Consider the following 22,375-nt stretch of genomic DNA (forward strand, 5'->3'; position numbering starts at 1 on the left):
CTCAATGCGCCTGCTTCTTGTCAGCGGGCTCGGTGAAAAGAGTGCCTGTGTCGATCACAAGCTTTGCGTCGTCGATGAGCGCAAAGGGGAAGCCGACCACCACGGGCTCGGCCTCGCCTTTGAGCTCCATCTTCAATCGCACCTCGCCATCCTCCACGCCTTCGATGACACCCTTAAAGCGCTTTCTGCCGTCGACGAGCTCTTTCAGCTCGACCTTCGCCTCGTGCCCGGCAAAAAACTCGAAGTCGCTCGGGCGCACGAGCGGACGGTCGATCCCGGGGGATGAGACCTCCAGCCGGTACTGTCCCGGCATGGGGTCGTAGGCATCGAGCACAGGCGACAATCTCTGGCTAATTAAGGCGCAGTCGTCGATATTCATCGGCCCACCGGCGCGCTCGGCCATGATTTGCACGGTGCCGCCATCGCGCGGTGAAACCTTGACCCGCACCAAACGGAACCCGAGTTCTTCTAGCACAGGCTCGGCGAGATCGGCGATCACGCGGGCGGGCCCGGTCTCGTGGATAAAGCGGCGGTCGGCGTCGGCGGAAGGACCAGTCATTCGCCTCTTGAACCATGCTCCAGCGTCGGCACCGCGCCAGGCGCGGAGCCTAACAAAAAGGAGCGGGCCGAGGCCCACCCCTGATCAAATTCCCAATCATGAGTTCGGCGCTAATATACGGTATTTTCTCAAGGTTTCAAGGCCGCTCAAGGGGTTCGAGCGACGAAACCACGCCGACGCCTCCTTAGTCGATAAAGAGCACGTGGCTGCGGATGCGCTGAAAGTCGTTGATCCGTTTATAACTGAGCGCGCAGACGCAGCCCGAATAGACGCCGCCCATCGCCGTACGCCAAAAGCGAGCTCGTCCTCGCACGTACAGTTAGTATCGCGATAGGTGATCCAGTCTTTCTGCGCATCCTTGAGAGCGGAAAGCTGGAGAGCGGGCTTCTGCTCGGCCTCTTTGGCCGTGGCGCCGATGGCGTCCTGCAATCTCTGGTAGGCAATGTTGAGGGCTGCATCCGCCTTGTCCGCCGCGCGGGCGAGGCACGCCTTGAACTCGGGATTGGACTTGGTGCTCGCCTCGCACTCCGTGTCAGGTGGCGGCGATGTCGGTTTCGGCGCGGGCCGGCGCGATCATCAACAGGCCAACCGCGGCTAGCAGGTATGTGCGCATATTAGCTCTCCTCTCACTGTCCTCGGGCTCATCGCCGGCGAAAGCGAAGATAGGCTGAGCGGCGCCCGTCGCTCACGGCCTTACGCTCATAGCGCGTCTCCGGCCAATCTTGCGGGCGCATCCGCCAGTCGCCGGCGCGCTCGGCCAGCCAGTCAAACTGTCCCCCTGCCTGGAACGCGAGAAGGGCCTGCGCCGCGTAGTCGCCGACGTCGCTGGCAAAGCGAATGTCGCCGCCTTGCTTCAACACGCGTGCGAGAGCCGGGACTGTTTCCGGCGAGACAAGTCTCCGCTTCCTGTGGCGCAGCTTCGGCCATGGATCGGGAAACAGAATGAAGATGCGCCCAATGGACGCCTCGGGGAGCCACGCCAGCGCGTCCCGCGCATCGCCGTCATGCACGCGTATATTGGTGATTCCACGATCTTCGACGGCGCCGAGCAGGCTCGCCATGCCGTTGATGAAGGGCTCGCAGCCGATGAAGCCAATGTCGCTATGGTGCTCCGCCTGCCACAGGAGATGCTCGCCGGAGCCGAAGCCGATCTCGAGCCAAATCTCTCTCACCGTCTGAGGAAAGAGCTCAGAGACACGAGGTGGGGCTTGCGCAAGATCCAGCCTCAAGCGGGGCAGGAGCTGATCCATGAGCCGCGTCTTGCGCTCGCCCAGAGGCTTGGCCTTGCGCCGTCCGTAGCTTCTGAGGGCCCTCTGCTCCAGGCTTTCCGCCATTGCTAGGAATTTCGTTTGCGGCCGTAAGGCTCGCCGAGATCCACGCGCAGCCGCGGAAACAGCTCGCCCATGAGCCGCGTCTTGCGGTCGCTGAGCGGTTGGGCCCTGCGCCGCCCGTAAGAACGCAGCGGTGACGAGGAGCAGTTCACAACCGAGCTACCTTGGAATCGGAGCAGGCGTTTTCAACGGGCGAACATAGTTTAGAACCGGCGTGTCTCGCCTCGCGCGACCGATCCTCATAGAGTTTAGCATCCTCATGAGGTTCTGCGGGCACTCCATTCCTCCATTCCTAGCAGTCACCATCTCCATCTCAGCCAGCGTTTATGAATGACGATGGCCCGCAAGGTAAGGGGCGCGCGGCGATGACGGTCGATTTTCTGATTTTCGTTGCAGTCGGATTCTTGGCTCAGCTTGTCGATGGCGCCTTGGGCATGGCGTATGGCGTTATTTCGACGACGGTGCTTCTGACGCTCGGTGTTGCGCCGGCGAACGCATCGGCTAGCGTCCACGTCGCCGAGCTTTTCACGACGTTGGCATCCGCCGCGTCCCACCTCTGGCACCGCAATGTCGACAAAAGGCTCTTCTGGAGGCTGGCACCCGCCGGAGTGGTGGGCGGCGCGATTGGGGCCTTCGTCCTCACCTCCGTCGATGGCGACCAGATCAAGCCCTACATCGTCGCCTACATGGCTGTGATGGGCACGGTCATTATCTGGCGCACGGTGAAGGCGATCGCACCTTGGCAGAATCTCACGCAAGGCGCCGCGCCGCTTGGCCTCGTCGGGGGCTTCGTCGATGCGGTCGGGGGCGGCGGTTGGGGCCCTGTCGTGAGCACTACACTCGTGGGAGCAGGCGGCCAGCCGCGTTACGTCATCGGCACAGTCAACACGGCGGAGTTCCTGGTGACGGCCTCGATCTCGGCCATGTTCATCATTGCGCTCGCGACGGGCCATTGGGAAGACGCCGGCGACCTCACGCAAAATGCAGCGGCTGTTGCGGGTTTGATTGTCGGCGGCGTGTGCGCCGCGCCGTTTGCCGGCTACGCGGTGAAACGGATTTCTCCGCGCACTCTCGGCATCGCCGTCGGCGTTCTGGTGCTCGTCCTCGTCGCCTACCAGTTGATCAGGTTGGTCGGATGACGTTTAGCTCAGCTCGCTGCGAATGGGCTCGACCAAGTCGAGGCGCTCCCAGGAGAAGCCGCCGTCATTGTCGGGCTGGCGTCCGAAATGCCCGTAGGCCGCGGTACGCTCGTAGATCGGGCGATTCAGGCCCAGATGCTCGCGGATCCCACGAGGGCTGAGATCCATCACGCGCCGGAGAGCCTGCTCCAGGGTCTCCTCGCCGACAGTGCCGGTGCCGTGCAGGTCGACGTAAAGCGACAGCGGCTGCGATACCCCGATCGCATAGGCGACTTGCAGCGTGCATTTGTCGGCAAGCCCGGCGGCCACGACATTCTTGGCGAGGTAGCGCGCGGCGTAAGCCGCGGAGCGGTCGACCTTGGTCGGGTCCTTGCCGGAAAAGGCGCCGCCGCCATGTGGCGCGGCCCCGCCATAGGTATCCACGATGATCTTGCGTCCGGTGAGACCGGTGTCGCCATCGGGCCCGCCGATCACGAAGCGGCCGGTGGGATTCACATAAAGCTTGGTGTGGCCGTTGACCCAGCCCTGCGGCATCACCTCGTCGATGAAGCCGCGCACGATCTCTTTCACGCGCTCCTGGCTGACATCCTCGCCGTGCTGCGTGGAGACGACGATGGAGTCCGCGCGCACCGGCATTCCATTCTCGTAGGTCAAGGTCACCTGACTTTTGGCGTCTGGCTCGAGCTCCGGCGTGCTGCCGCCCTTTCGCGCCTTGGCCATCTCCTCCAAGATGCGATGCGCGTAGTAGATCGGCGCCGGCATCAAGGGCTCCGTCTCCCGGCAGGCGAAGCCGAACATGATGCCCTGGTCGCCCGCGCCCTCATCCTTTTCCGCGCCCACGTCGGCATCGACGCCTTGCGCGATGTCGGCGGACTGCTCGTGGATGTAATATTCGAACTCGGCGTCCCCCCAGTGGAAGCCTTTCTGTTCATAGCCGATGTCGCGCACCGCGTTGCGGGCGGCTTCCTCGATCTTTTCGAGGGTGACGCTATCGGGGCCGCGCACTTCGCCGGCGAGCACGATGCGGTTTGTCGTGACCAGCGTCTCCACGGCGACCCGCGATAGCGGATCGGCGGACAGGTACAGGTCGACGACGGCATCGGAGATGCGGTCGCAGACTTTGTCGGGGTGACCTTCCGACACGGACTCGCTGGTAAAGACGTGATTTTCGCGCGCCACAGGGCACCCCCTTGAAAGCAAAAAACCGACCCCATTCTCGGGCTCGGGCCGGTTCTCGCAAACGATTGGCCCAACGGTCAAGCCCGCCAGGCCTCAGGCTTCGTTGTCTAGGATTTGCTGGGGGCTGCGCTCAGGGCCCGCACGAGGTCCACCACGCTTTTGCGCACCTTGGAGTCGCCGATCTTGACGAAGGCGCGATTGAGTTCGAGGCCTTCGCGGCTGTTGAGAAACTCGAGGATGAAGGCTTCCGATTCCGGCTCCGCCATTCCCGACGGCGTGCTGCCGTCGAGCTGCGGCGCTTCCTCGAAGAAGAACTGCACCGGCACGTCGAGGATCTTCGAGATCTGGTGCAGGCGGCTCGCGCCGATCCGGTTCACACCCTTCTCGTATTTCTGCACCTGCTGAAATGTCAGGCCCATGCTTTCGCCGAGACGTTCCTGGCTCATGCCGAGCAGCATTCGCCGAAGGCGCACTCGACTTCCTACATGTGTATCGACTGGGTTAGGCTTTTTGCCTGCCATCATCTCACTCTTCAGGGCACGCGGAGGGAGCCGCTTGCCTAACTGATTTTACTGGTAAATCCCCGTTAAGTGGCGGTCATAGGGTGGTGCCATTTTCCCGTCAATACGCACACACCGCCGCACTCGTATTCATGCGCCGCGTTCACCTTAATAGCTGCACGCGACAGACCGACCACGCCAGCAAAGCGAGGGCCAGCACCGATAATTCCACGCCGCGCTCGAACCGCGCGAACAGCGTTGCGCTCAAGGCGCGCGGTAAAGTCGCATCCAAGATGCCAGTCTCTCCGAGTCCGACCTCGCCGAGAATGCGGCCGTAAGCGTCGATCACACTCGATATCCCCGTATTGGCCGCACGCACGACCGGCAATCCCTGCTCCACGGCGCGGATCTGTGCCTGATGGAAATGCTGATACGGGCCGGCGCTCGTTCCGAACCACGCATCGTTGGTGATGTTCAATAGCCATTCGGGTCTCGCATCGGAACGCGTTATAGCGTCAGGAAAGATAATTTCATAGCAGATAAGTGGGTTCAAGGCCGGAATCCCCTCAATTTCGAGCCGCCGGGGGCCGGTTCCGACGCTGAACCCCCCGCGAATGCCGGTCAATTGCATGATGCCGAGGCTTTCAAGAAAGTCTTGGAAGGGCAGATATTCGCCGAAGGGCACCAGATGCATTTTGTCGTAGCCGCCGGTCACGCGGCCGCCGCTATCGATGGCGAGCACGCTGTTATAGATGCGGCTCGTGGTGAGCCTGCCCTCCGCATTGCGTTCGTCAACGACGCGCGCGGAGCCGACAAGGAGGGCGGCTTTCTCGGGCAACGCGTTTCCGATCGCAGCGAGCGCGTCGGGCGAGTCGGCAAGGAGGAACGGCACCGCCGTCTCCGGCCAAATAACGACGTCGATCTTCTCCAACCCCGCAGACTCCATGAGCGCAAGATAGTCGTTGAAGATCTCGACGCTGTTTTCAGGACGCCATTTGTCGGCTTGATCGATATTCGCCTGCACGACGCGCAAGCGCACATCGGTGCCCGTTCGGTCCGCAGATGCCAGCCGCTGCTTGCCCCAGACAAAACCAGCGCCGAGCAAAAGAATGAGAACGCAAGCGAGCGCAGCCGCGCTTCTCGGTGCCGAGAGCTTCGATCCGGGTGGAGCAAGGATGGTGGCAGGACTTGCGAAGAGGAGAACGGCGAGGAGGCTAAGCGCGTAGACGCCTAACAAGGAGGCGATCTGCATCAGCGGCAAGGTGGCGAGAACGCCGTAGCCGATCAGGTTCCACGGCAGGCCGGTCAGCACGTGCCCGCGCGCGAATTCCGCAAGACCGAGAGCGATGGCGAGCGCGAAAGCGCGTCCCGGTCCGGGCGCCCACATTGCCATAGCCAGTGCTGCGGCTGCGGCGAAAAATAGCGCCATGCCGCCGGGCAGCAACGTCATGACAAACGGTAAGAGCCAGGCATGCCGCAGCGGCTCGACGAGAAATGCCTCGGCGGTCCAATACAGCCCCGCAAGGAAGTAACCGAAGCCGAACCAGAATCCCGTTAGCCCGGCGCAGATCAGCCGCGGGCGTAGCGTGGATTGCGCATGGCAGCCGTCGAGCATGAACACGAGGACGCCGAAGGTCAGGAACAGGACGGGCCAGATATAGAGCGGCGCGAAGGCGATGACGCTCAGCGCGCCGGCGAGAACAGCGACAAGAGCGCGACGCCAGCCGTTCAAGCCGGCGAACCGGGTCGCCAGCGCCGTCATCGTTGACGACACCTCACCGGCGAGCCAGGTTCGCTCACGAAGTCTCGGCCTTTGCGGCGTCTTTCTTCTTCGTGTGGATGCGCAGCTTCTTGATGCGGCGCGGATCGGCGTCGAGAACCTCGAACTCGATGCCGCTCGGGTGGCGCACGAGTTCGCCGCGTGCCGGGATGCGGCCCGCGATCGAGAAGACCAGTCCGCCCAGCGTATCGATGTCCTCTTCCTGCTCCGCCGAGACGAGCTGTAGGTCGAGATGCCTCTCCAGCTCTTCGATCGGCGTGCGCGCGTCGGCGAGCGTGCCGAGCCGCGGATCGATGCGGATAAGCGGCTCATCCTCCACGTCGTGCTCATCCTCGATCTCGCCTACCACTTCTTCGATGAGATCCTCGATGGTCACGAGCCCGTCGGTGCCGCCATACTCGTCGACCACGAGCGCGAGGTGGATGCGCGTGGTTTGCATCTTGAGCAGCAGATCGACGACCGACATCGACGCCGGCACGAAGAGAAGCTCACGTGTGATCTTGATAGCGGCGATCGTGCGCCGCAGATCAACCTTCGCCAGAACGAGCTCCGTTTCGCCCTCCGTCTCCGCTTCCGTGGTGATCCACGACATCAGATCGCGGATATGGATGAGCCCGAGCGGCTCATCCAGCGTCTCGCGGTAGACGGGCAGGCGTGAATGCTCTGCCTGGCGGAAAACGCGCATCAGATCGTCGACCGGGATCGATTCCTCCACCGCGATGATGTCGGCCCGCGGCACCATGACATCTTCGACGGTGAGCTTGCCGAGACGCAGGATTTTGAACAGCATCGCGCGCTGTTGCGCCGTCAGCGTGTCTTCCTTGCTGCGGGCGACCGCCTTTTCAATCAGCTCGCGAAGATCGGGCTCTTCGCCGAGCCCGAAGGTCGCGAGCAGCCGCTCGAACCACGACGCCTCCTCCTCGACGCGGCGGTCTGAGTCGGCCGGGCCGCCGTTATCCGGAACAGGGGCGTTGCTGCTCATGGCGAAACCTCCACGACGCTGTCCGCATAGGGATCGGCAATTCCGAGCGAGGCGAGGGCCCGCCGTTCGAGGTCTTCCATTTTCTCGGCCTCGCGGTCCGAGTCGTGGTCGAAGCCCAGAAGATGCAGCATGCCATGGATCGTCAGGTGGCAGACATGGTCGGTGAGGGCGATGTCCTGCTCGCCGGCCTCTTTCGCCACCGTTTCGTAGCCGAGAATGACGTCGCCGAGAGGGCGGGGCTCGCTCAAATTGTCGTCCGCCGGGAAGGAGAGCACGTTGGTGGCCGCATGTTTGCCGCGCCAGGTGCGGTTCAGGGTGCGGATTTCCGCATCGTCAGCGAGCAAGATCGCAACTTCGTAATGCTCGCTCTTGCGCTCCGGTGCAAAATCGAAGGCGGTAGTTGCGGCTAGAGCCACCATCGCGTCGGTCACGCCTGAATTGTCCCAAGCGTCGCTGTGACGGACAACGTCGATGTCGAGTCGCGCGCGGCGCTGGGCGCCGCTGGGACTAGGGCCAGAGTCAGCCATGACGCTTGTCGCGCCCTTCGACCGCCTCGTAAGCGTCGACGATCTTGCCGACGAGCTCGCGCCGGACGACATCGCGGCGGGTGAATGGGATATGCGCGACTTCATCGATGCCGCTCAAGATATCGATCGCCTCGACCAAGCCGGAATCCTTTCCTTGCGGAAGATCGACCTGGGTGGGATCGCCGGTGACGATCATTTTGCTCTCCTCCCCGAGCCGCGTCAGGAACATTTTGAGCTGCACCGGCGTGCAGTTCTGCGCCTCGTCGAGAATGACGATGGCGTGAGCGAGCGTGCGGCCGCGCATGAACGCAAGCGGCGCGATCTCGATGACGTCGGTTGCGAGGCCCCGCTCGACGCGTTCCGGCGGGAGCGTATCATAAAGGGCATCGTAGAGCGGCCGCAGATAGGGATCAACTTTCTCGCGCATATCGCCCGGCAGAAAGCCGAGCCGTTCGCCGGCTTCCACCGCGGGCCGCGACAGGATGAGGCGATCGCATCTGCCGCTCTCAAGACAGGCCGCAGCGAAGGCTACCGCGAGATAGGTCTTGCCCGTGCCGGCGGGACCGGTGGCGAAGACAAGATCGTTCTTTTGCAGGGCCGTGAGATAGGCGCTCTGCATCGGCGTGCGCGCGGTAATCAGGCGCTTGCGGGTGCGGATCTGCTGCGCTTCGGGGAGGGACGCGTCCTCGCCCGGTTCCAAGGTGCGGGTGTGATGGATGGCGCCGACGACCTCGCCGATGCCGATGGGTTCGCCTTGAGCAAGGCGCGCGTAAAGTTGCTCAAGCACGGCCTTTGCCGCTTCGCAGGCATCTTCGGGGCCGCGCAGGCTGACGGCATTGCCGTTGACGACCGCCTGCACGCCGAGCCGGTCTTCTAGGACGGCAAGGTTGGCGTCGTAGTCGCCGAGCAGGTCGCGCACGATCCGCGGATCGTCGAAAAACACGACCGTCGGTTCCGCGCCGCCGTTGATGGTCGCTGCCGCCGCCGGCCGATTTGGCGCTCCGCCACGTCCTCGCGCCAAGGCTGACTTCCGCTCGCTGGCCTTGCTGGTCACTCGGCCGCCTGAATTGGCTCGCGCCATTCAAATCCCGATTTCACGACACCGTTAAGACTGTTCGATCCGGCTGCCAAGATGTCAACCTCCACGATCTGGCCGATCAGGGCTTCGGGCCCTTCGGCGTGAACAGCCTGTAGATAAGGCGAACGCCCGCCGATCTGACCTTGTTTCCGGCCCTTGCTCTCGAACAGCACATTTAATGTCCGCCCGACGGTTGCGCGGTCGAAGTCGTGCCTGGCGTCGTCCAGCACGCGCTGCACCTCATGCAGACGCGCCGTCTTCACCGCCTCCGGCACTTGACCGGGCAGCGACGCCGCAGGGGTGCCTGGACGGGCGCTATATTTGAAGGAGAAGGCCTGCACAAATCGAACGCGGCGGACGAGCGCGAGGGTCGCCTCGAAGTCGTCATCGGTCTCGCCCGGAAAGCCCACGATGATATCGGTGGAAAGGGCCATGTCCGGTCGCGCGGCGCGCACTTTCGCGACCACCGCTTCATATTCGTCGGCCGTGTGCTTGCGGTTCATCGCCGAAAGTATTCGGTCGGAGCCAGACTGGAAGGGCAGGTGCAGATAAGGCATCAGCTTCGGCTCGTCGCCGTGCAGGCCGATGAGGTCTTGAGCCATGTCGTGCGGATGGCTCGTCGTGTAGCGAAGCCGCGCAATGGACGAAATTTCGGCGAGACGGCGCAGCAGCTGCGCCAGCGACCAAGCCCCGCCGTCGGGTCCCGCGCCGTGATAGGCATTCACATTCTGCCCGAGCAAAGTCACCTCGCGCACGCCGGCATCCGCGAGCCGCTCGACTTCCGCGGCGATCTGGACGACCGGCCGCGAGAACTCGGCGCCGCGCGTATAGGGCACGACGCAGAAGGTGCAGAACTTGTCGCAACCTTCCTGCACCGTGACGAAGGCCGAGGGCAGGGCTCGCTTCTGTGTCCGCTGCGGCAAATGCGCGAACTTGTCTTCGGCGGGGAAATCCGCCGACACCACCGGCTTACGCGTGCGGGCCGCCTCGGCGACGAGATCGGCCAAACGATGATAGCTCTGCGGCCCGACGACGACATCGACCACGGAGGCGCGCGCGACGATCTCGGCGCCTTCGGCTTGTGCCACGCAGCCGGCGACGACAACCATCGTGTCGCGCCCTTCGCCGCGGCGCTGCTCCTTCCTTTGGCGCACGCGGCCGAGCTCGGAATAGACCTTCTCCGCCGCTTTCTCGCGAATATGGCAGGTATTGAGGATGACGAGATCGGCGTCGGCGGCGTCGGAGGTCAGCTCATAGCCGGCCGGACCCAGCGCCTCGGCCATGCGCTCGGAATCGTAGACGTTCATTTGGCAGCCGAACGTCTTGATATGCATCGTCTTGGGCGTGTGCGCCATGAAGGGGTTTGTTGAGCACCGCCCGGCTCCCGTCAAGGGCCTCGGCTCTACCTGTTGAGAGCCTTCATGGCGGCCTCGGGATAACGACTGCCGGAGGCCGCGCCCATCGGTGCGATGCTGTCGAGACGGTCGAGGTTCTCCTGCGTCAGCCGCACGTCCAGCGCCCCGACATTTTCCTCCAGATAACGCCGTCTCTTGGTGCCGGGGAACGGGACGATGTCTGCCTTGCGCCAGCACCCAGGCTAGCGCGAGCTGCGCCGGAGTGCAGCCTTTGTCCTCGGCCATGACCTTGACCTGTTCGACCAGATCGAGGTTGCGCTGAAAGCTTTCACCCTGAAAGCGGGGACCCTTGCGACGCCAGTCGTCTTCGTCGAGATCCTCGATCTTCGTGATTTGTCCCGTGAGAAAGCCGCGGCCGAGCGGACTATAGGGCACGAAGCCAATGCCAAGCGCGCGCACGGTGTCGAAAATTTCGCCCCTCGGGCTCGCGGGTCCACAGCGAATATTCCGACTGCAACGCGGCGATGGGATGCACGGCAGCGGCGCGGCGGATAGTCTCCGGTCCCGCTTCCGAGAGGCCGAGATAGCGCACCTTGCCTTCCGCAACGAGTTCGGCCATGGCGCCGACCGTGTCCTCGATCGGCGTGTCCGGATCCACCCGATGCTGATAATAGAGGTCGATGACATCCACGCGGAGGCGCTTCAAACAGGCCTCGCAAGCTGCGCGCACATAGGCAGGCTGGCCGTTGATGCCGATAAAGCTGCCATCCTCACCGCGCACATTGCCGAACTTGGTGGCGAGCACGACCTGATCGCGCTTGCCCGCGATGGCGCGGCCGACGAGGATTTCATTATGGCCAGAGCCATAAATATCGGCGGTATCCAGAAAGGTAATGCCGAGCTCGATGGCGCGATGAATGGTGTCGATGGCCTCGGCCTCGTCGATCACACCATAAAACTCGCTCATTCCCATGCAGCCAAGGCCGATCGCCGAGACTCAAGGCCAGACCGTCCAAGCATGCGCGTCTTCATGGCAAGCTTCCAAAGCGTAGAGCCTATCCCAGATGAACCATAAAAGGTCCGCGTCAGGCGTAGGGCTAGTTTAGCCCTTGCATCCTGTCATGCCCTTCAAGGCCTGCTGGTCCGCTGACTTCGTCTGGAAGGCATCGGAACCGAGCACGGTCATCGACTTGCCGTCGGGCTTGTGCGTCACGATCGAGCATTTATGCGAGATCAGATTCTGCGCGACGTAATACTCGGCTGCAAGCGCCGGCGTCGCCATGCCGGCCAGGAGCATACCTACGATCACATACGTCTTCATGCGACTTCTCCTTCTTGGATTGTCGCCCCTCCTTGGGGGATTCCTCCGCCAAGGATCAAAGTATGCAATTTCATTCCGGCGCCTGTTTGGCGGAGCACTGCGCAGCGTTGCCGCATGGCGCGAAGACGTGCGACACTCTGCGCTATTGGGATCGGCTTACGTGTTGCACTCCGGCAGGCGTGCTTTCGCCTGCTCGGCTTCTTCCATCGTCGTGTACGACTGATCGCCGATCCGCTTCATCGTCGAGCCGTCCGGCGGGGTGCTCATCACCCGGCACTGATTGAGCGACGTGTCGAGAGCCACGTAATATTCCTGCACGGCGAACGCAGGCCAAGCGGTGGCGAGCGTCACGCGGCAGCGAAAACATATTTGGTCATTGGACATCTCCTTCTGATCTGTCCCGCCCATCCGAAGCTGAGCTCGGAATCCATTAGAGCCTGAATTTATCGGCAGACGGTTGGTTCCGGCTTTCAGGCGCCCAATAATTTGGCAATGAGCTTCGGCGCTGGCCCAATGGGCGCAATTTGTTCAAAAGTGCATTGTTTCGGCGCCTTGTCGGGGCGAAAGCGCACGAGCTTGGTGCCGTGGCGAAAGCGGTTATCGGTCACTTGATCGTAACGCACCTCGACCACGAGTTTCGGCTGCACGGGCTGCCAATCGCCGGAGCGCTCCGTGCTCCAACGGCTCGGACCGCCGGGCGCCTTGCCGGAGAAACCAGGCGGCGCGATCATCCCTTCGAGCAGCTTGGTGAATGCGGCGCGCTCCCTGTCGGTGATGGTCGCGGTGAAGCCGACATGGTCGAGGAGGCCGTCGTCGTCGTAGAGGCCGAGCAGCAGCGACCCCACCTCGCGGCTTTTGCTGCCGTAGCGGAAACCGCCGACGACGCAGTCCGCGGTTCGCGTGGGTTTGACTTTCAGCATCGCGCGTTCGCCCGGCATATAGGGGCCGTCGCTGTGCTTCGCGATGACGCCGTCCAGCGCGCCGCTTGCGCGCGACAGCCATGCCTCCGCCTCGCCCCGACCCTCGGTATAGGGCGAGAGCTTCAGGGCCGGTTCGCGAGCGACCGAGACGAACGCTTCAAGCGCCTTGCGCCGCTCCGTCAGCGGCGCCTCGATCAGCGACCGGCCGCGCGGCGTCACGATCATGTCGAACAGGATCAGGATCGCGGGCGTGTCCTTGGAGAGCTTCGCGATGCGGCTCTCGGCCGGATGCAGCCGCGCCTGTAGGGCCTCGAAGGAAAGTGTGTCGCCGTCGGGGATCGCAAGCTCGCCGTCGATCACGAAGCGCTTTTGCGGCAGCGTCTTCAGCAAAGCGACCATCTCCGGGAAGTAACGCGCGAGCGGCTTGCCCGATTTCGCGCGGAGATCGACCGCGCCATCGCTCTTGAAGGCGAGGCAGCGGAAGCCGTCCCATTTCGGCTCGAACTGCCAACCCTCATCGTCGGGCAGGTCCTCGACGAGCCGCGCCTCCATCGGCTGAAGATCAAGCGGCACGGGCAGATCGGCGAATGGATCGCGAGACGGCATGGTTGATCCTGACACGGATGCCTGTAGGAACGCGGCTTAGGGCTCACGCGTTGCTGTGGGGGATGATCCAGTGTGGAGACCCACAATGCCAGCGAAATCAGGTTCACAGCAGAAAGCCGCCGGCGCGGCGCTGTCTGCCAAACGTGGCGACACCAAGGTCGGCGAGCTCAAGGGCGCATCGAAAAGCATGTACAAATCGATGAGCGAAAAGAGCTCGACAAATGGCTTCGACCAAGCGCAAGGGTAAGCCCGAGCACGTGGCCAAGAAGAGGTCGTAACGGCATCGCCTACTGTAGCCGCACGAGCACGGTGTCGGCGGCGCCCGTCGCATCGGTGACGGTCACGCGCACAAAGCCCGGCCCATCGGGCTCGAAGAAGAGCGTGCCAGCCCCACTCCTGCTGCCGGCGGGCATGCCGTTCAACATGATGTTCAGCGGTGGCGTCCCGCCGGCGATCTTGATCGCGATCGGATCGGGAGCCTCGCCTTGCAAGCCTGAAAGCTCAAGACTGGCGCCATTGGGCGGAAACAGGATCCGCACCTGGGGCGTCATCGCCTCACCCGCGGCTCCATGAGACGCGAAGCGTCGAAGCGGCGGCGGCAATTTTGCTGTGCTTGTAATCAGCACACCGCGCGGCGCGGAGGGTAGCGGGTGCGGTGACATGCCGAGCCGCGCGAAGGCGTCGAATAGGATCGGTGCGGCAGCCGTGCGGCCGGCGAGACCGGTCACGGGCGCGCCGTCAGGACGTCCGACCCAGACCCCGATCGTGTGCTTGCCATCGAAGCCGACCGCCCAGGCATCGCGATAACCGTAGCTGGTGCCGGTCTTGAAAGCGATGCGTCCGCCCGCGGCACTTTCCGGCGGTGGCGTGCCTAGGAGGCTGCTAGCCACATACCAGGCCGCGACTGGCTCGATCAGCCGCTTCGGCGCTTTCTGAACTGCGCCCAGCCCTTCATTGAGCGGCGCCACCGTGCCCTGCCGTGCCAGTCCGGCATAGAGCATGGTGAGATCGGTGAGCCTGACGCCGACGCCGCCAAGGCCGAGCGCAAGGCCCGGCGCCTCGGTCTTCGGCAGGATAAGCGTCGCTCCCGCCTGCGCAAGCCGCGTGATCAGGCGCGTCGGCCCGACTTCCTCCAGCACCGCGACGGCCGGCACGTTGAGAGAGAGTTGCAGCGCGCGCCTGACCGTGACAGTGCCCTGAAAGGTCAGATCGAAATTCTCAGGCGCGTAGGCGCCGAAGCGGATCGGGCGGTCCTCGATCAGCGTGTCGGGATGGATCAGCCCGTCCTCGAAGCCGATGCCGTAGATGAAGGGCTTGAGCGCCGAACCGGGCGAGCGGATCGCCTGGGTAAGGTCTACTTGGCCAGCGCGGCGCTCGTCGAAATAGTCCGGCGAGGCGATGCGGGCGAGGATCTCCCCCGTCGCATTGTTCACCACGATCAGCGCCGCCGACATGTCGGGGCCGAGAACCGCCACGCGATCGCGCGCCAGCGCCTCGAGCGTCCGCTGGATTGAGGCATCGATGGTGAGGCGTTGCGGCGTCTGCCGCGGGCTTACCGCCATCGCTTCATCGGCGGCATGCGGCGCGATCATGGGCAGCGACTTGCGCGCGTTGGGCACGGGCTCGCGCTTCGCGCGCTCGATCTCGGCCGCGGTGAACAGTCCGTGGCCGGCGATGCGATCCAGCACGCGGTTGCGGGCGCGCCTCGCGGCTTCCTGATAGCGGTCGGGGCGGCGCAGCTCCGGCGATTGCGGCAACGCCACGAGCAGCGCCGCCTCACCGAGCGTCAGGCGGCGCGGCTCCTTGTTGAAATAAGCGAGCGACGCGGCGCGGACCCCTTCCAGATTGCCCCCATAGGGCGCAAGCGTCAGATAGAGATCGAGGATCTCTTCCTTGCTCAGCTTCCATTCGAGCTCTAGCCCGCGCACCGCCTCGCGCACCTTGACGTGGAACGAGCGTTTCGCCCGCGGCTCCAACAGCCGCGCCACCTGCATGGAGAGGGTCGAGCCGCCGGAGACGATGCGGCCATGCGTGGCGAGCTGCCACGCCGCGCGCATCATCGCGAAGGGGTCGACACCGCGATGATGCCAGAAGCGCTTGTCCTCGTAAGCCAAAAGAACTTCGAAAAAGCGCGGATCGACGTCTTTCGTCGTCGCCGGCAAACGCCAGCGTCCTTCGCTCGTCAGATAGGCGCGGAGCAGTTGGCCCTTGCGGTCGAGCACGACGGACGAAAGTTCGAGGTCGCGTCCAAGCGGTGGCGGCCCGAAGGCCTGGAACAGGCCGACCGCACCGCCGGCGACGATGGCCACGATCCACAGCGTGGCAATAGCGGCATAGGCCGCGAGGCGCCCTCCGCGCTGCTGGCGCTCCCTCTCCCTGGTGGGGAGAGGGCCGGGGTGAGGGGGATTGGCCTCGGCAGCGTGCCGGAGCGTCCCCTCTCTCGGCATGCCGGACGTGCCGACCTCTCCCCGCTGGGGACAGGAGGAGCTCTTCATTTTGCTCATCTGGCCGGCGTCACCGCGACGGATCCGGTGCCGGTGCGGCCGAAGCGATCGGGACGATACATGTCCTCCACATTCGCCTGCGGCAGCACGTAGGTCCCGGGCGACACTGCGCGCACGACATAGGCAGCGGTAAAGGTAGTGGGATCGCCGGTCCTGCGTTCGAAAGCCGCGGTGAAGCGATCGTCTCGGAACTCCGTATGGGCCGCCGAGGCGCCGCCTTCGATCCATCCGAGCGTGCCGGTGTCTCCCGAGGACACGAGCCGCGGATTGTCGATCTCGAAGCCGGCAGGCACGTAGTCCGTCAGCGCAACGCGCGCGAATTGCGGCTGCGCTTCCGTCACCGTCAGCAGGACCACGACGCGCTCGTTCTGCCTGGCTTGGGTTGGGTCCGCGTCCTCGCCGTTCAGCGTGTGGAAGCTGCGCTCGAGCTTGAAGCCGCTCTCGGCGGCAGGTTCCGGCGAGGTCGGCGCGCCCGTGATGGTCACGACGGTTTGCAACGGCGTGTCCCCGGTATTGGCTATCGTGACGCCGTTCTCCTTAAGCTCCTCTTCGCTAAACGTTGCGTAGAACGGACCCTCATGAGCCGCGCCGTCGGCCGACAGCGAAACGTTCTGCGTGCCCACCGCACGCGCGGCGAGAACGAGCCAGGCTTCTTCCTGTGTCGATGTATTGGTCACGAGCGTACGCGCGCTGTCGACCCGCGAGGTCGCGCTGACGAGCACCGGCTTTGCCGCATCGCCTTCCGCCGCGAGCGTCACGACTACGGCCGCGTCGCGCAAGGGCGAGCCGAAATCCGTGCGGCCGATATCGAGCTTCGGATCTTTCGGCAAAGCGCCGAGCGCGCGATCAAACACTTTCTCCGAGCGCACGCGATCGCCGAGCATGGCCAACGCCGCGCCGACCTGCGCCTTGGCGGTCGCCGTGGCGAGATCGTCGATCTTGGTGTCGGCGATATAGCGAAGGTCGCCGACCGGAGCCATGCCGTTGCGGGCGAGCACGTAAAGCCCATAAGCGAGCGCGAGGCCGCCATCGGTGCTCACATCCGGCGCGCTGCTCACATAGTTCCGCAACCGGTTCAGCGCGAGCTTGAAGGACTCATCCGGCACGGCGAAGCCGCGTGCACGCGCCCGCGTGAGAAAGTCCGTCACATAGGCGTCGAGCCACGCGTCGTCGCCGCCCGGCGCCCACAGACCGAAGGCGCCCTCCGAACCTTGGCGGGCAAGCACAATCTCGATCGAGTTCCTGATGCGCTGGTCGACATCGGCATCGACCGCGAGTTGCGCATTGAGCGCGAGTTCATTTACATAGAGGAGCGGCAACGCGCGGCTGACGATCTGCTCGGTGCAGCCAAGCGGATAGCGGTCGAGCGCAGCCAGCAGGCTCGCAACGTCGAGCGCCGCCGACGGCGTGATCGAAAGCGCGAGCTTGCCCGTTCCGGGCACGAGATCGCTGAAGACATCGGTCGACATGGCGATGCTGGCGCCGGGCTCGAGCGGATTGACCGTGCGCCGTGCGAGGATCTGCGTCGATGGCTTGACCGTCAGCGGGAATTGCCGTTCGAGCGCGAACCCTTCGGGACCGCTGACGGCGACCGTCACCGTGCCGGAGCCGACGCCGAGCGCGGAAACCGGCAGGCTCACGCCCGCCCGCTTCTTGGCGTCGAGCGTCAGGGGCTTGTCGCCGTCTTCGACGCTGAAGGGCCCGTCGCTGCTGACGGCGATCTGATAGCTGCCGCTCGCACCCTCGACATTGTCGAGATCGAGCCGGAGCGTGCCCTTGTCGCCGGTGAGGAGGAAGCGCGGCAAGGTCGCGGTAAGGATGACAGGGTCGCGCACCACGACATCGCCTGAGGCGTGGCCGACTTTGTCTTTGCTCCACGCCGCCGCCATGACGCGAACCGTGCCGGTGAAGGCGGGGATCGGGAACTCGACCTCGGCGGTGCCGTCGGGCCCGCCGCTTACGATGCCGGAATAGAGCGCGAGCGGCAGCTGGGTCGGCGGGCTGCCTTGCATCGCCCCCGCGCCGCCGTCACCGCCGCTGCGAACCTCGCCCTTGGTGCCCTGCATGCCGTCGATGAGCTGACCGTAGAGGTCGCGCAATTCAGTCGAAAGCTTGCGCTGCCCGAGATAGTAGTCGTCGGGCGCGGGGACTTTATAATTGGTGAGGTTGAGAATGCCGACATCGACCGCCGACACCACGATGCGTGCATCCTCGTTGGACGCGAGCCCCGCGAGCTTGATTGGCACGCGCAAGGTCGTGTCCGGGCGGATGAGGTCGGGCAGGTCCAGGGTGACACCGATCGTATGCGCCGCCTTGTCGACGCTGAACCACTGCACGCCAATGGCGCGCCCGGGCATGCGCTTCTCGGCGACGTCGAGTGGACGCAGGAGCGTCGCCAGCACATAAGCGCCGGTGCCCCAATCCTCGCCGACAGTGAGCGAGATTTCGGCGGTGCCCACCTCGACATCTTCCGTCTTGGTGGTGATGAGCTTGTCGCCGATCACCGACAGCGTCACTTTGCCCGCGCTTCGAGCGGTGACGGCGACGGTCATGGTGTCGCCGGGATTGTATTCCGGCTTGTCGAGCGCGATTTCGAGTAGGTCCGGCGTATCGGCGGATGCCTTCGCATAGACACCGGCGTCGAAGCTGACGATGGTCTCGGGACCTTGCGGGTCGTCGCTCGTGACTTCGAGGCGGTAGCGGCCCCAGGTGACAGGGGCGCTAATGTGGCCGGGCTTGTCCGCCGTCACATCGATTGTGCCGTCGGCAATGCGGCGGGTCAGCTTGATCGGCTCGTACTGCCAATAGCCGTCATTGCGGTACCACTGATATTTGCTGTCGACTCGCAGCAGTTGCCACTTTAGCCCCGGCTTCGCCAACGGCTTGCCGTCCGGCGCGACGAACACCACGTCGAAGGACGCGATGTCCTGGTCCGCAAGCGAGGAGCCGTTAAACAGCGGCTTCACGCCGATCATCGGCGCGGATGGAACGATCGGCAGCTCAAGCTTGCGCTCGATCGCGCGCCCGCCGGGCTCGGCAAGCCGCACCACCACCGTCGCGGCGAGGGGACGGCTTGATGCGGGGACCTTGTCGAGCGCAACGCTGAACGTCGCTTTGCCTTCAGCGTCGGTTTGCGGCAGCTCTTCAAGCGGGATGCTTTCGGTGCCGGCGGACTCTTCCGAGGCGTCGTCGTCGATGCCGAACATGTAGCCCGCATAGTCGGGCCGTTCCGCCGCCTTGGCGATGTTGACCTCGCCCTCCAGATCAAGCCCCGAGGCTGGCGCGCCATAAAGGAAGCGTCCGTCGAGCGTGATCTCCGCGGGCGCCGACGGAGAGATGGTCTTCGCCTCGGTGCTGAGATCGAATTCCAGCCGATCCGGCACATAGTCCTCGACCAGGAAGCTCACCGTGCCGATGGCAGGTTGCTTCGGATCGCTGTAGGCGGAAACACGCCATGTGCCGGTGGGAGCGGACGAGATGATCGGCACGTCGAGCGCGCGGCCGCCAATGCCCTGATCGGGCACGACGCTGCGGCGATACTCGACGCCGTCGGGACGCTCGACCACGAGCGTGAGATCGACATCGGGGACGGCGACGGCCTGAGCGTTGCGGAGCAGCGTGGTTACATGCACCGTCTCGCCGGTGCGGTAGACGCCGCGCTCGGTAAAGACATAGGCATCGAGCCCCGCCGGTGCGTCGCGTCCCGCCACGCCGCGATCGGTGAGATCGAACGCTGACTGTTTCAGATTCAAGAACGCGTAATCGCTGCCATCCTTGGATGCGGTGATGAGCGCGGGCGAGAGGCCGCCTTCGCCGCGCGCGAGCCCAGGCTCGAAAAGGGCGACGCCGTTGGCGTCCGTTTTCTTGACGCCGAGCACGTCGTTGTTGCGCGCGATCAGGCGGACTTCGACGCCCTCGACAGCGTCAGTCGTCGCAAGCGAATTGACGGAGGCGTGGATACCGCCGGCGCCGGACATGGCCGTGAGCCCGAGATCGGAGACCACGAACCATTGCGTCGTACGCTCGCTATAGTCGTCAGTGCCGCCTTGGCCCGCCTGCGCGGCGAGCAGATAGACGCCGGGCTGAAGATCGGGCAGCACCTCGGTGATCGGGAAGGCGGTGGTGATCTCGGCGTTAAGTTTTCGCTCGACGGCGAGCTCGCCCGTCCAGACCTTCTGCCCCTTCTGGTCGGCGATCTCCTCGAGACTATAGCCCTGGAGATTGCGCTCGAACTCGTAGCCGAGCACGTTGTCAAGCAGGTTGCGGTCGCCGATGCGATACACCGTCACCTTCACCTTGTCGGTGTTGACACTGATGAGCGGGATGCCCTGCTGACCGGTCTTGGGCAGCACATAGGCTTTGCCCGCGAGTCGCACCGAGGGTGAGCGATCGCGCACATAGATATTGAACGCCGCGTCCTTCAGCAGGTCCTCGCCCACCGTGGAGGGAAGGCCGGCGCGCAGCGTGACCGCGTAGTTCTCGCCATGCTTCAGCCCCTCGACGCAAAGCTGTTGGTCGTCGATGGAGAGCGCCGGCTTGTCTTGCCCGGCGACGGCGACGAAAGGCGCGAAGTCTGCGCGTTTCGGCAGAGGTTCGGAGAACTGGAAGCACGCGCGCGGGCTGGAGGCATCATTGTCCACGCTGAAATTGGAAACGCGGAAGCCGTATTTCTCGCGCAGTTGCTCGTAGGTGAGCTTGAGGTCGGGCGCCCCGTTGAGCGAGACCGCAACCTTGAGCGCATTGAGGGCGGGGCGCCAATCGTTGGCCTTGCCGAACGCATTGGCGAGCGTGATGAGAGACGCCGCCTCGTCCTTGGGGTTTGGGGAGCGCTCGTAAGCGATATAGGCGGCGCTGCGCGCGCGTTCGAAGCGCGCGCTGCCATCGTCCTGGTCGGTGACAGGGATTGTGAGCCAGATATCCGCAAGCCGCCGCCAGGCCTGCGCATCATTCGGCGCGACCGACACGATCTGGATATAGAGAGCGGCGGCGCCGGCGAGATCGTTGGCCTTGAGCAGGGCCGCCGCGTCTTTCTTCAGCGCGATGACAGGCTTGGTGACCGTCCCCGCTCCATCCTTGAGCGTGGCCTCAAGCGTGATCGCTGCGTCCGCGAGGTCGGTGTTCTCATAGGCCTTTTCGGCGGCTTCGGTGGGGATGGCAACAAGGAGCAACAGCGCGGCGGCAAGGCCTGCGCGGAACCATGCGTACATTGACGTCCTCCGGGGGTCCCGCCTTGGGCTGGCGGGTGCGGCGCCATCGTAATCCAGCCCTGTGACAGACGCTAGGGGCGCGGTTCAGCCGGAAGGCGCTAAGAGGCGGCGAGCCAGGGGAGTCCGCTTTTCACGCGGCGCCTTGGATCTCGCGGGCAAGCTTCGCGAGCTCTGCACGCACCCAAAGGTGACATTCGTCGCGGTCGTAGCTTGAGTGCCAAAGAAGCCTTACGGCGAAGGCGACCTTGCCGAGCGGCGGTTCAATACGCACCAGCCCGAATTGCTTCTCCAGGATCGCCGCCAACGAGGCCGGCAGCGTCAAAAGCGCATCGCTGTTGAGCGCGAGCAAGAGCCCGACCATGAGAGAGGAGACATTGGCGGCGATCGTGCAGGATAGCTTGCGCTTGGCCAACTCGGCGTCGAGGAGCTCGATCGCCGGGAGCGAGTCCACGGCGATGTGATTCGCTGCGGCGAAGGCGGCGGGGTTTGGCTTGCGCGCGGCAAAGGCATGCCGCGGCCGGACCAGGGTCGCGAGCGCGTCGTCGAACAATTTCTGCGCGCGAATGTCGGGTGCGGCAATTGGCGGATCGTCGATGTCGACGACGAAATGACACCGCCCTTGGCGAAGGGCTTCGAGCGTCTCCTCGCCATGGGACGCCATCCACCCCACCCGGACGCTCGGCGCAAGCCCTTGCAAACGCTGGCGGAGTGGCTCCACCAGCATCAACTCACCTGCTTCGCTGGCGGCCATGGCGAAGTCGCGGCGTGCTTCGGAAGGGTCGAAGGGCTTGTTCGGCCGGAGCAGGCTTTCCATGCCGGCCAGGATGACGTGAACGGTGGGGGCCAGTTCCAGGGCCTTCGCGGTGGGAACGAGGCGCTGTCCGGCACGGACAAAAAGTTCGTCGGCGAAGATTTCCCTAAGCTTTGCAAGGGCATGGCTAATCGCGGACGCGCTGCGCCCCAACCGCTCCGCCGCCCGCGTCACGCTCGCATCGACGAGCAGTGCATCGAGGGTCACAAGGAGATTGGCGTCTACCTCTTTAAGATGCATTTCATGCAACTATTCTGCTGAAAAGAGTTCACTACGCTCATGTTACGATTTCGCCTAGGGTTCTGGCAAGGTTTTCGGCACGCCCAGCCCGAAAACCTCAAGCGTTCGCGGCGCAAGGCGGGGGCGCTTCCTCATCTCAACCTTGCGGCGGTCCGAAGGTCCCGGCCAGAGGGCTGTCGCATTGTCTGACCTGGGCACTATTTTCGCCAACGCGCGCGGCATCATCGGCGTTCGCGACGCGACCGACGGCTACAAGCAGATCGGCGAATTTCCCTCTTACGGTCTTGAGCCGCACGACGTCGCGCTGCTGGGAGACGGCCGCACGCTCGTCATCGC

At 64.3% G+C, this 22,375-nt stretch carries 17 protein-coding genes and 3 pseudogenes; 3 read left to right on the top strand and 17 right to left on the bottom strand.

What is annotated here, in order from left to right; all coding sequences use genetic code 11:
* Position 1 precedes the first annotated feature (1 nt).
* The 3 genes and pseudogenes from rimP to trmB form a co-directional block, all read right to left on the bottom strand.
* Positions 2 to 559, bottom strand: coding sequence for a ribosome maturation factor RimP (rimP, locus tag ACR2J1_RS02765; protein ID WP_434017826.1), 558 nt, complete (start codon positions 557 to 559; stop codon positions 2 to 4).
* A gap of 96 nt (positions 560 to 655) precedes the next feature.
* Positions 656 to 1,072, bottom strand: a pseudogene (locus ACR2J1_RS02770) (lysozyme inhibitor LprI family protein); the annotation flags it as partial.
* Positions 1,073 to 1,200: 128 nt separating this feature from the next.
* Positions 1,201 to 1,893, bottom strand: coding sequence for a tRNA (guanosine(46)-N7)-methyltransferase TrmB (gene trmB, locus ACR2J1_RS02775; protein WP_434017827.1), 693 nt, complete (start codon positions 1,891 to 1,893; stop codon positions 1,201 to 1,203).
* A gap of 362 nt (positions 1,894 to 2,255) precedes the next feature.
* Here trmB and ACR2J1_RS02780 point away from each other — a divergent pair, with 362 nt between their 5' ends.
* Entirely contained in the window at positions 2,256 to 3,029 is a 774-nt protein-coding gene (locus ACR2J1_RS02780; RefSeq protein WP_434017828.1) for a sulfite exporter TauE/SafE family protein, read from the top strand.
* Positions 3,030 to 3,032: 3 nt separating this feature from the next.
* On the opposite strand, the gene metK is transcribed toward ACR2J1_RS02780, so the two are convergent.
* From metK to ACR2J1_RS02835, 11 genes and pseudogenes are all read right to left on the bottom strand, one after another.
* Positions 3,033 to 4,208: a methionine adenosyltransferase gene (gene metK / locus ACR2J1_RS02785; protein WP_434017829.1), complete on the bottom strand. Its 1,176-nt coding sequence runs from the start codon at positions 4,206 to 4,208 to the stop codon at positions 3,033 to 3,035.
* Positions 4,209 to 4,315: 107 nt separating this feature from the next.
* On the bottom strand, positions 4,316 to 4,732 hold the full coding sequence (locus ACR2J1_RS02790) for a helix-turn-helix domain-containing protein (RefSeq protein WP_434017830.1): 417 nt from the start codon (positions 4,730 to 4,732) through the stop codon (positions 4,316 to 4,318).
* 139 nt (positions 4,733 to 4,871) lie between these two features.
* Positions 4,872 to 6,470 (bottom strand): apolipoprotein N-acyltransferase, encoded by a 1,599-nt coding sequence (gene lnt / locus ACR2J1_RS02795; protein WP_434017831.1) that lies wholly within the window; start codon positions 6,468 to 6,470, stop codon positions 4,872 to 4,874.
* Between the two features lie 34 nt (positions 6,471 to 6,504).
* Positions 6,505 to 7,470, bottom strand: coding sequence for a hemolysin family protein (locus ACR2J1_RS02800; RefSeq protein ID WP_434017832.1), 966 nt, complete (start codon positions 7,468 to 7,470; stop codon positions 6,505 to 6,507).
* The gene (gene ybeY / locus ACR2J1_RS02805; protein WP_434017833.1) at positions 7,467 to 7,997 is read right to left on the bottom strand and encodes an rRNA maturation RNase YbeY; all 531 of its coding nucleotides are present in this window, start codon (positions 7,995 to 7,997) and stop codon (positions 7,467 to 7,469) included. Before ybeY ends, ACR2J1_RS02800 begins: the two co-directional genes overlap by 4 nt.
* A complete protein-coding gene (locus tag ACR2J1_RS02810; RefSeq protein WP_434017834.1) occupies positions 7,990 to 9,051 on the bottom strand; it encodes a PhoH family protein in 1,062 nt (353 codons plus the stop codon). Before ACR2J1_RS02810 ends, ybeY begins: the two co-directional genes overlap by 8 nt.
* Entirely contained in the window at positions 9,048 to 10,430 is a 1,383-nt protein-coding gene (miaB, locus tag ACR2J1_RS02815) for a tRNA (N6-isopentenyl adenosine(37)-C2)-methylthiotransferase MiaB (protein ID WP_434017835.1), read from the bottom strand. The genes ACR2J1_RS02810 and miaB overlap by 4 nt, the downstream gene beginning before the upstream one ends.
* A 47-nt stretch (positions 10,431 to 10,477) precedes the next feature.
* A pseudogene (locus ACR2J1_RS02820) lies at positions 10,478 to 11,462 on the bottom strand (aldo/keto reductase).
* 70 nt (positions 11,463 to 11,532) lie between these two features.
* Positions 11,533 to 11,751, bottom strand: a complete 219-nt coding sequence (locus tag ACR2J1_RS02825; RefSeq protein ID WP_434017836.1) for a hypothetical protein — start codon at positions 11,749 to 11,751, stop codon at positions 11,533 to 11,535.
* 156 nt (positions 11,752 to 11,907) lie between these two features.
* On the bottom strand, positions 11,908 to 12,135 hold the full coding sequence (locus ACR2J1_RS02830; protein WP_434017837.1) for a hypothetical protein: 228 nt from the start codon (positions 12,133 to 12,135) through the stop codon (positions 11,908 to 11,910).
* A gap of 86 nt (positions 12,136 to 12,221) precedes the next feature.
* Positions 12,222 to 13,277: an ATP-dependent DNA ligase gene (locus ACR2J1_RS02835; RefSeq protein WP_434017838.1), complete on the bottom strand. Its 1,056-nt coding sequence runs from the start codon at positions 13,275 to 13,277 to the stop codon at positions 12,222 to 12,224.
* A gap of 85 nt (positions 13,278 to 13,362) precedes the next feature.
* Here ACR2J1_RS02835 and ACR2J1_RS02840 point away from each other — a divergent pair.
* Positions 13,363 to 13,555 (top strand): annotated as a pseudogene (locus ACR2J1_RS02840) (DUF3008 family protein).
* Between the two features lie 9 nt (positions 13,556 to 13,564).
* Here the strand turns inward: ACR2J1_RS02840 and pbpC are convergent.
* From pbpC to ACR2J1_RS02855, 3 genes are all read right to left on the bottom strand, one after another.
* Positions 13,565 to 15,781: a penicillin-binding protein 1C gene (gene pbpC / locus ACR2J1_RS02845; RefSeq protein WP_434017839.1), complete on the bottom strand. Its 2,217-nt coding sequence runs from the start codon at positions 15,779 to 15,781 to the stop codon at positions 13,565 to 13,567.
* Entirely contained in the window at positions 15,778 to 20,988 is a 5,211-nt protein-coding gene (locus ACR2J1_RS02850) for an alpha-2-macroglobulin (RefSeq protein WP_434017840.1), read from the bottom strand. The genes pbpC and ACR2J1_RS02850 overlap by 4 nt, the downstream gene beginning before the upstream one ends.
* A gap of 130 nt (positions 20,989 to 21,118) precedes the next feature.
* Complete coding sequence (locus ACR2J1_RS02855) at positions 21,119 to 22,039, bottom strand: LysR substrate-binding domain-containing protein (protein WP_434017841.1); 921 nt, start codon at positions 22,037 to 22,039, stop codon at positions 21,119 to 21,121.
* Between the two features lie 181 nt (positions 22,040 to 22,220).
* Here ACR2J1_RS02855 and ACR2J1_RS02860 point away from each other — a divergent pair.
* On the top strand, positions 22,221 to 22,375 hold a 155-nt coding region (locus ACR2J1_RS02860; protein ID WP_434017843.1), incomplete at its 3' end, for a DUF1513 domain-containing protein.

It is taken from the genome of Methyloceanibacter sp. (assembly GCF_050999895.1).
GTDB lineage: Bacteria > Pseudomonadota > Alphaproteobacteria > Rhizobiales > Methyloligellaceae > Methyloceanibacter.

What these genes read in the sequence shown, in the direction of transcription:
- rimP (WP_434017826.1), bottom strand. Translation starts at nt 559, where the DNA reads ATGACTGGTCCTTCCGCCGACGCCGACCGCCGCTTTATCCACGAGACC.
- trmB (WP_434017827.1), bottom strand. Translation starts at nt 1,893, where the DNA reads ATGGCGGAAAGCCTGGAGCAGAGGGCCCTCAGAAGCTACGGACGGCGC.
- ACR2J1_RS02780 (WP_434017828.1), top strand. Translation starts at nt 2,256, where the DNA reads ATGACGGTCGATTTTCTGATTTTCGTTGCAGTCGGATTCTTGGCTCAG.
- ACR2J1_RS02790 (WP_434017830.1), bottom strand. Translation starts at nt 4,732, where the DNA reads ATGATGGCAGGCAAAAAGCCTAACCCAGTCGATACACATGTAGGAAGT.
- lnt (WP_434017831.1), bottom strand. Translation starts at nt 6,470, where the DNA reads ATGACGGCGCTGGCGACCCGGTTCGCCGGCTTGAACGGCTGGCGTCGC.
- ACR2J1_RS02800 (WP_434017832.1), bottom strand. Translation starts at nt 7,470, where the DNA reads ATGAGCAGCAACGCCCCTGTTCCGGATAACGGCGGCCCGGCCGACTCA.
- ybeY (WP_434017833.1), bottom strand. Translation starts at nt 7,997, where the DNA reads ATGGCTGACTCTGGCCCTAGTCCCAGCGGCGCCCAGCGCCGCGCGCGA.
- miaB (WP_434017835.1), bottom strand. Translation starts at nt 10,430, where the DNA reads ATGGCGCACACGCCCAAGACGATGCATATCAAGACGTTCGGCTGCCAA.
- ACR2J1_RS02825 (WP_434017836.1), bottom strand. Translation starts at nt 11,751, where the DNA reads ATGAAGACGTATGTGATCGTAGGTATGCTCCTGGCCGGCATGGCGACG.
- ACR2J1_RS02830 (WP_434017837.1), bottom strand. Translation starts at nt 12,135, where the DNA reads ATGTCCAATGACCAAATATGTTTTCGCTGCCGCGTGACGCTCGCCACC.
- ACR2J1_RS02835 (WP_434017838.1), bottom strand. Translation starts at nt 13,277, where the DNA reads ATGCCGTCTCGCGATCCATTCGCCGATCTGCCCGTGCCGCTTGATCTT.
- pbpC (WP_434017839.1), bottom strand. Translation starts at nt 15,781, where the DNA reads ATGAGCAAAATGAAGAGCTCCTCCTGTCCCCAGCGGGGAGAGGTCGGC.
- ACR2J1_RS02850 (WP_434017840.1), bottom strand. Translation starts at nt 20,988, where the DNA reads ATGTACGCATGGTTCCGCGCAGGCCTTGCCGCCGCGCTGTTGCTCCTT.
- ACR2J1_RS02855 (WP_434017841.1), bottom strand. Translation starts at nt 22,039, where the DNA reads ATGCATCTTAAAGAGGTAGACGCCAATCTCCTTGTGACCCTCGATGCA.